Here is a 6,282-nt window from a genome sequence, read left to right as displayed (position 1 = left end):
TAACTATAGGCGTGGACCACTTCAAAGGGGGAAGCTCACCGCGTAAATCTTGTTCATCTGCCATTCCTTATTGGGTCTTGATTACTGTCATGATCTCTTCTAATTCCTCAAGTAATGTTGAGGTCAAGGCGAAAAATAGAGGAATGACAATGGTCTCCTTGCAAGGGTTAACCGTAGGGCAGGTCGCAGAGCGCAGTGGCATCGCAGTCTCTGCTGTTCACTTCTATGAAGAAAAGGGGCTCATCAGCTCCTGGCGCAACAACGCAAACCATAGAAGATACTCCGCAGCCGTCCTGCGTAAGATCGCCGTGATCAAGGCCGCGCAAAAGCTGGGCGTGTCTCTAAAGGAAATCAAAGCGGCCATGGACCAACTGCCCAACGAGAAGAAGATCTCAGCAGCGGATTGGGCCAAACTCTCCACGTGGTGGCAGCAGGATCTCGACAACCGCATTGCAGAACTTCAGGACCTGAGAGCAGGCCTTGATGAGTGCATCGGCTGCGGTTGCCTCTCCTTGACCGACTGCCATCTCCTTAATCCTGAAGACAAACTTGGCAGTGATGGAGCAGGCGCCCACTTACTCGGGTGGCGTCGGAAAATGCCGGCAGAAGAACACTGACTCAGCGGCATCAGACATGTGCAGTCATGAGCTGAATCTGATTCAGAACTTTAACTGCACGAAATTACAGCAGGGCAGTCCCCACACTCATCCCACCACAGACAAACAGCGTCTGCCCGGTGATGAAGCTGGACTTGGGATCAGCAAAGAACATAAAGGCATTGGTGATGTCCTCCACCGTGCCGATGCGGCCAACAGGAATGCCATCCGCCAGCTTTTGCTCCTGTTCACTGCCCTTAGGAATGATGCCCCAGAAGTTGTCTGTCTTCACCGGACCCGGCGCCACCACATTCACCGTAATCTGATGCTGCGCCAACTCCAGCGCCCACGTCCGCGCCATGCCAATCATACCAGCCTTGGAGGCACTGTACGCCGTCCGTGTCTTTGCTCCCAAAGCAGCACGGGAGCCGTTAAACAGCACGCGCCCAAACTGATTGGCCTTCATGCTCGGCAAGAAGGCTTTGAGCAGAGTCAGCGCTGACCCCAGATGAAGCTGGGCAAGTCCTGTAATATCGTCAGGCTCAGTCTCTTCAATCAAATTGGGAAAGATCAGTCCCGCATTGTGAATGAGATGCGTCACCTCATGCTCACCAGCAATTGCCTCAGCCGCAGCACTCACTTGTGCCTGATCCAGCAAGTCAGTCTGATGAAAATGCAGCTTCGGGTGCTCAAACTCAGGCTCACGGCGCGACAGGCATATGACCGTGTAACCAGACTCCAGCATCTCTTGAGTTAATGCCGCGCCAATGCCCTTGTTGCCGCCTGTGATGACCGCTGTGAACTCCTCTGACATCAGCGGTCTCCCTTTGGCACCAGCGCCAGAACGCGCAGCGGGCTACCTGTCCCGTTTTTGATCTTCAACGGGGCACATAAGATCATGGCACCCGTGGCAGGCAACTGGTCCAGATTGCACATGCATTGCAATCCATACTTGCCAGCCCCGTGCAGATAAAAATGCGCCGGATAGGGCGGCGTATAATGCACACCTTGGCCCGCATCTGTCCCCACAGTCTCTGTCCCAAACCCGCGAATGCCGCGCTCCTCAATCAGAAACCGAATTGCGTCCGGTGTCGGTCCGGGTGAATGTGGCCCGTCATCGCGCATATTCAGATAAGCCGCACCACGGCGCTTGCTCCAGTCTGTGCGCATAAACACCCAGCTGTCCGCCGGAATCCGCCCATGTTCAGCTTCCCACCGGGCAATGATCTCCGGTGTCAGCTCAAAGTCATCATCCTGTGCAGACCCTTCAGAACAATCAATCACCACCACTGGCCCGACAAAGTGTTCAGGGGGAATGGAGTCCACCGTGTTATTGGGCAGATCCCTGCCGGAAATCCAATGGATCGGCGCATCAAAATGCGTGCCTGTGTGTTCAGAGCAGGTGAAGGTGTTCCACTTCCATGCAGGACCGCGATGATCATAGGCGGAGATCTCTTCCATGCGAAAGCGCGCGCACTGCCCAAACTCGGGCGGTAGCACAATTACCGGAAAATCCGGATCAAGCGTATGCGTCAGGTCCACCACTTCCACATCACCGGAAAGCAAAGCAGAGCTCAGAAGCTCAACCGGGTTCGCCAGTTTCTCTTTCAAGGCTTCCATGGTCAAAGCGCCTCCAGACTTGTCATTTCTTTTTCAAGCACCTTCGGGCTCTCCATGAACTTGCGCCGGATGTCCTTGGCAATGTCACCCACATACACATCCTCCAGCCCTGCTTGCAGAGCTTTCACCAGTTCCCGCGCCAACGCACCCGCAGGCACTGTAGGGGGAGGCAAAGGCTGATGCCATTCATCCTCGGTTGGGCCGCAATAAACATTCACCACCCGCACACCAGAGGACGCCATTTCCGCCCGCAAACATTGTGAGAGTGAATGCGCGGCTGCATTGGAGGCTGAAAAGCTGCCAAAGCCGGGGTTGCTGACCAGCGAGTAGACGGAGAGCACGTTCACCCACGCCACCGCGCTGTTCACCCCATCTGCACTGCGCCCGGCCATGGCAGGGGCAAAGGCCTGTGCAAGCCGCATCATGCCGAAATAGTTGACCTGCATCTCATCCATAGCAAAGCCCACGTCCCCACGACCCTGAATACCACCGGGCCGCACAAAGCGGGCATTGTTGATCAAAATATCGACCTTGCCACCAAACTCGCCGGCAAGTTCCTGAACGGAGGAAGTGTCAGTCACATCTAAAGAAACCAGCTCAACACCTTGAAGAGACTCAAGTTTGGCGCGATCAGGGTAGGGTCGCCAACTCTCCGCTTCTCCAACAAACACAGCAGAAGCTCCAGCCTCCAGCAGGCTCTTTGCCAGTGCATACGCATTCGGATTGCGTGCATCTGTGATCAGAATGCGCCGGAATTTCGGATCACACGTCAATTCACGAAGCTGCATATCATCCTCCTGCAACTGGCCTTTTTCCAGGGGCAAGGCAAGCAAAACGCTCTGTCCGGACTTATCGAGCCGATTAATCAGCTGCACCTCATCCCCCACCGCCACCTCACTGTGAAGGTGGCACATAACGGAGGGGCCAATCTCCAGATGCACCGTCCCAAGCCGCCACGGTGTACGCTCACGGAAATAAGTGTTGGTGCTCGTACGCACAGTAGACGTTGCAATCAGCTTTCCGCGCGAAGACACATCCTGCCAAACGAGCCGATCAGACAGACAACAACTGCAAGCATCCCGTGCAGGGTATTGAACAGACCCACAACCTGGCCCAGCACAGACCTGCAGCATAAACCGCCCCTCAGCGGCAGCTGCGGCCATGAACAGGGCAGAACGGCTACGATAATGAGAAGGCAATGTGGGCACACGAGTGCGCACCTGCGGGTTCTTTTTGGGTGGTTTTTGAAGAGGTGTAACCATCAGCTCACCCCTTCTAAAATCACCGCACTGGTGCACACGCCGCGGTCGTAGTTGATCACCCCAAAGCCGGAAACCAAAGCCCGCTTGGCATCCGCCACCTGCGTTGCCCCAGCCGTGCCCGTCACCTGCCGGATGGCCTCAGCAAGTCCAATAAACCCACCAGCAGCCCCAGCCTGACCAGCAGACAGTTGCCCGCCGGAGGTGTTGTGCGGGAAGTCTCCGGAAACCGTTAGGTCCTTATCTGCAATAAACCGAGCTGCTTCGCCTTTCGCGCAAAAGCCCAGGTCCTCCAGCTGCATCATCACGATGACCGGATAATCATCATAGGTCTGCAACAGATCCACGCTCTCTGGCCCATGCCCGGCCATCCCGTAAAGCTCATCAATATCCATCTCCCAGCCACCACGCATCTGGATTGGGTCTTCAGCAAACGCATTGTGCCGCTCAATGGTCGCGCTGATATGCGCATGCGGAATCCCAGAGGCGACCGCATCTTCTTCGCGCATCACCAAAAAAGCTTCAGCACCAGCCACAGGCATCACGCAGTCAAACAGGGTAATTGGATCACTGATCTCACGCCCTGCCAGATAAGCCTCCATGGTCAGTGGCTTCTTCATCACTGCGTTTTCATTGCGCAAAGCATTGTCCCGCTGAGAAACGCAGATCCGGCCAAAATCTTCACGGCCCACGCCAAATTCGCGCATGTAATAGTCAGTCAGCAGCGCAAAACAGGCATTCGGCCCGCCAGCGCCATATGGGTAGGAGGCATCCTGCGCGAACCGTGAAAAGCTGGAGAGCATGCGCCGGAAGCTGTCCACGTGGTTGGTATCCCCCGCAACGCAAGCCACCACAGAGGCATCCCCACATTGCACGGCACGAGCAGCCCGGCGCAGTGCACTGGGCCCACTGGCGCCGCCCTGCGGAATATGATCCAGCCAACGCGGAACAAGCCCCAGATGCTGAGTCAGGCCAACAGCCGTATCAGGAAACAGCGAGAAACTGGCGACAGAAAACCCGTCAATATCGCGCGGTGTAAGACCGGCAGATTTGATCGATTGCCGCAGCGCTTTGGCAATCCACCAATGCGCGGTCTCTGTTGAATAACGTTCATAGGGAGTGCTGGCAGGGGCTGCCACGACAACCCCGTCATACCCCATGCGTTTGCGTGGCTTGATCATGAAACCAACTGCCTCCGCTTCAGGTGGATGGTGTCGAATGCCTCTGATGTTTCAAGCAGTTCAAGTGCCCTCTGTTTTTGGGCTGCCCGCTGGATCTTCTGTGTACCGGTCAGCTTTAAAGAGCTGCAAAATGCGATGTAGCCGGGCACCTTGTAATAGGCCATGCGCTCCAACCCCCAGCGCACAATCGCTTCTGCTGCATCCTTCGTTTGTTCGCCGCGCCAGACGATAGAGGCAAACACCTCATCCCCGCGAATGGTATCTGGGACAGGACAAACAGCAACTGCCTCAATGTCCGGATGCTGCATCAAAACGGATTCCACATCCACCGCGGCAATGTTCTCGCCACTGCGCCGGATCACGTTCTTCTTGCGATCCACGAAGAAGAAGTCACCATCCTCATCCCGCCGAACAATATCGCCCGTATGAAACCAGTTGGCTTTCCATGCCTCATTGGTCGCTGCATCATCCTTGAAGTAATGGGAGAAGAACCCGACACGCGGATCATCGCCCTTGCGCCGCACCAGCAACTCACCGGGGTCGGTTCCTGTAACAGGCACACCGTCATCACCCATGATGCACACATCCATCTCAGGTCCGGGCTTACCAAGGCAGTTCATGCCGCGCTTACGAGGCTCCTGGTTGGCCGCAATCACAGATCCAGCGCCTGTTTCTGTCATGGCCCACGCTTCCACCAGAGGAATTCCAAAGCGCTCCTCAAACGGAACATGCAGCTTGGCATCAATGCCCGCCCCAAAGCCAAAGCGAACAGAATGGGCTTTGTCTTCCGGCGCTTCTGGCAGACCCATCAGGATCGATGGCATAACGCCCAGATAATGCAGGCAGGTTGCTCCACTATCCCGCACATTCTGCCACCAGGAACGCGGGTGGAAGCGGTCCAGAGCTGTCAGGCACCCACCAACAGCAATCATCGCCATGGCAGAATATGCCATCGCATTCATATGGAAGATCGGCAGCGGCGTAATCATCCGCTCGCCATCCTCATTCAGCGCACACGTGCCGCCTGCATTGGCGTACCAATGCCCCGCTTCCAGAAAGTAGCGGTTAGCCAGCACACAGCCTTTCGGGCTCCCGGTGGTGCCAGAGGTATAAAGCATCGCCGCAGGGTCTTCTTGCGCAGGCGAATAGATCTCATCTGAAGGCGCGCGCACAACGGGCAGGGCATCATCCAGTGTGGCACAGGCAAAACCTAGCCCACTGTCACGCGCTGCCTGTTCCATATCTGCTTTGCGCTCATACGTTGAAATAACCAGAACAGGCTCTGCATGTCTGCCGATGTATTCAAGCTCTGAGCTTTGTAAGTCAGGATTGATTGGCACGATTACCACGCCAAGCGCATTCAGGGCCAGCCAGTGCAGAAAGAAGGCAGGGCGGTTTTCAAGCAGAACCAGAACTCGGTCTCCAGCTTGAAGGCCAGCTTGCCGATACCGCACCACCGCACTCTGCGCCTGAACCAATGCTTCTGCGTAGCAGGTCTCTCTAGCCTCAATGCCGTAAAGCTCGGCAGTCTCAGGCAACACATTCACAAACGGACGGTCTGGCCACTTTTCGGCAGTAGCACAAAACGCATCGAAAACAGATTTATGCTCAATCATTCAAACAACC

6 protein-coding genes are annotated in these 6,282 nt (G+C 55.9%); 1 reads left to right on the top strand and 5 read right to left on the bottom strand.

What is annotated here, in order from left to right; translation table 11 throughout:
• Positions 1–149 precede the first annotated feature (149 nt).
• Complete coding sequence (gene soxR, locus PsWM33_RS03940) at positions 150–617, top strand: redox-sensitive transcriptional activator SoxR (protein ID WP_063299292.1); 468 nt, start codon at positions 150–152, stop codon at positions 615–617.
• 64 nt (positions 618–681) lie between these two features.
• On the opposite strand, the gene PsWM33_RS03935 is transcribed toward soxR, so the two are convergent.
• Genes PsWM33_RS03935 through PsWM33_RS03915 form a run of 5 tightly spaced genes read right to left on the bottom strand, consistent with a single transcriptional unit; the run spans position 682 to position 6,272 of the window.
• Entirely contained in the window at positions 682–1,410 is a 729-nt protein-coding gene (locus tag PsWM33_RS03935) for an SDR family NAD(P)-dependent oxidoreductase (protein WP_063299291.1), read from the bottom strand.
• Positions 1,410–2,216 carry a cyclase family protein gene (locus tag PsWM33_RS03930; protein ID WP_063299290.1) on the bottom strand — a complete coding sequence of 269 codons (807 nt, stop codon included), beginning with the start codon at positions 2,214–2,216 and terminating at the stop codon, positions 1,410–1,412. The genes PsWM33_RS03935 and PsWM33_RS03930 overlap by 1 nt, the downstream gene beginning before the upstream one ends.
• Before the next feature lie 2 nt (positions 2,217–2,218).
• Positions 2,219–3,478 (bottom strand): SDR family NAD(P)-dependent oxidoreductase, encoded by a 1,260-nt coding sequence (locus PsWM33_RS03925; RefSeq protein ID WP_063299289.1) that lies wholly within the window; start codon positions 3,476–3,478, stop codon positions 2,219–2,221.
• The gene (locus tag PsWM33_RS03920; RefSeq protein ID WP_063299288.1) at positions 3,478–4,656 is read right to left on the bottom strand and encodes a thiolase family protein; all 1,179 of its coding nucleotides are present in this window, start codon (positions 4,654–4,656) and stop codon (positions 3,478–3,480) included. The genes PsWM33_RS03925 and PsWM33_RS03920 overlap by 1 nt, the downstream gene beginning before the upstream one ends.
• On the bottom strand, positions 4,653–6,272 hold the full coding sequence (locus PsWM33_RS03915; RefSeq protein ID WP_063299287.1) for an AMP-binding protein: 1,620 nt from the start codon (positions 6,270–6,272) through the stop codon (positions 4,653–4,655). The genes PsWM33_RS03920 and PsWM33_RS03915 overlap by 4 nt, the downstream gene beginning before the upstream one ends.
• Between the last annotated feature and the right edge of the window lie 10 nt (positions 6,273–6,282).

The organism is Pseudovibrio sp. WM33 (assembly GCF_001623165.1).
GTDB lineage: Bacteria > Pseudomonadota > Alphaproteobacteria > Rhizobiales > Stappiaceae > Pseudovibrio.
This window is presented reverse-complemented; position numbering and strand designations above follow the sequence as displayed.

Bases quoted from the DNA above. Each gene is read 5' to 3' on its own strand.
- soxR (WP_063299292.1), top strand. From the start codon at position 150: ATGGTCTCCTTGCAAGGGTTAACCGTAGGGCAGGTCGCAGAGCGCAGT.
- PsWM33_RS03935 (WP_063299291.1), bottom strand. From the start codon at position 1,410: ATGTCAGAGGAGTTCACAGCGGTCATCACAGGCGGCAACAAGGGCATT.
- PsWM33_RS03930 (WP_063299290.1), bottom strand. From the start codon at position 2,216: ATGGAAGCCTTGAAAGAGAAACTGGCGAACCCGGTTGAGCTTCTGAGC.
- PsWM33_RS03925 (WP_063299289.1), bottom strand. From the start codon at position 3,478: ATGGTTACACCTCTTCAAAAACCACCCAAAAAGAACCCGCAGGTGCGC.
- PsWM33_RS03920 (WP_063299288.1), bottom strand. From the start codon at position 4,656: ATGATCAAGCCACGCAAACGCATGGGGTATGACGGGGTTGTCGTGGCA.
- PsWM33_RS03915 (WP_063299287.1), bottom strand. From the start codon at position 6,272: ATGATTGAGCATAAATCTGTTTTCGATGCGTTTTGTGCTACTGCCGAA.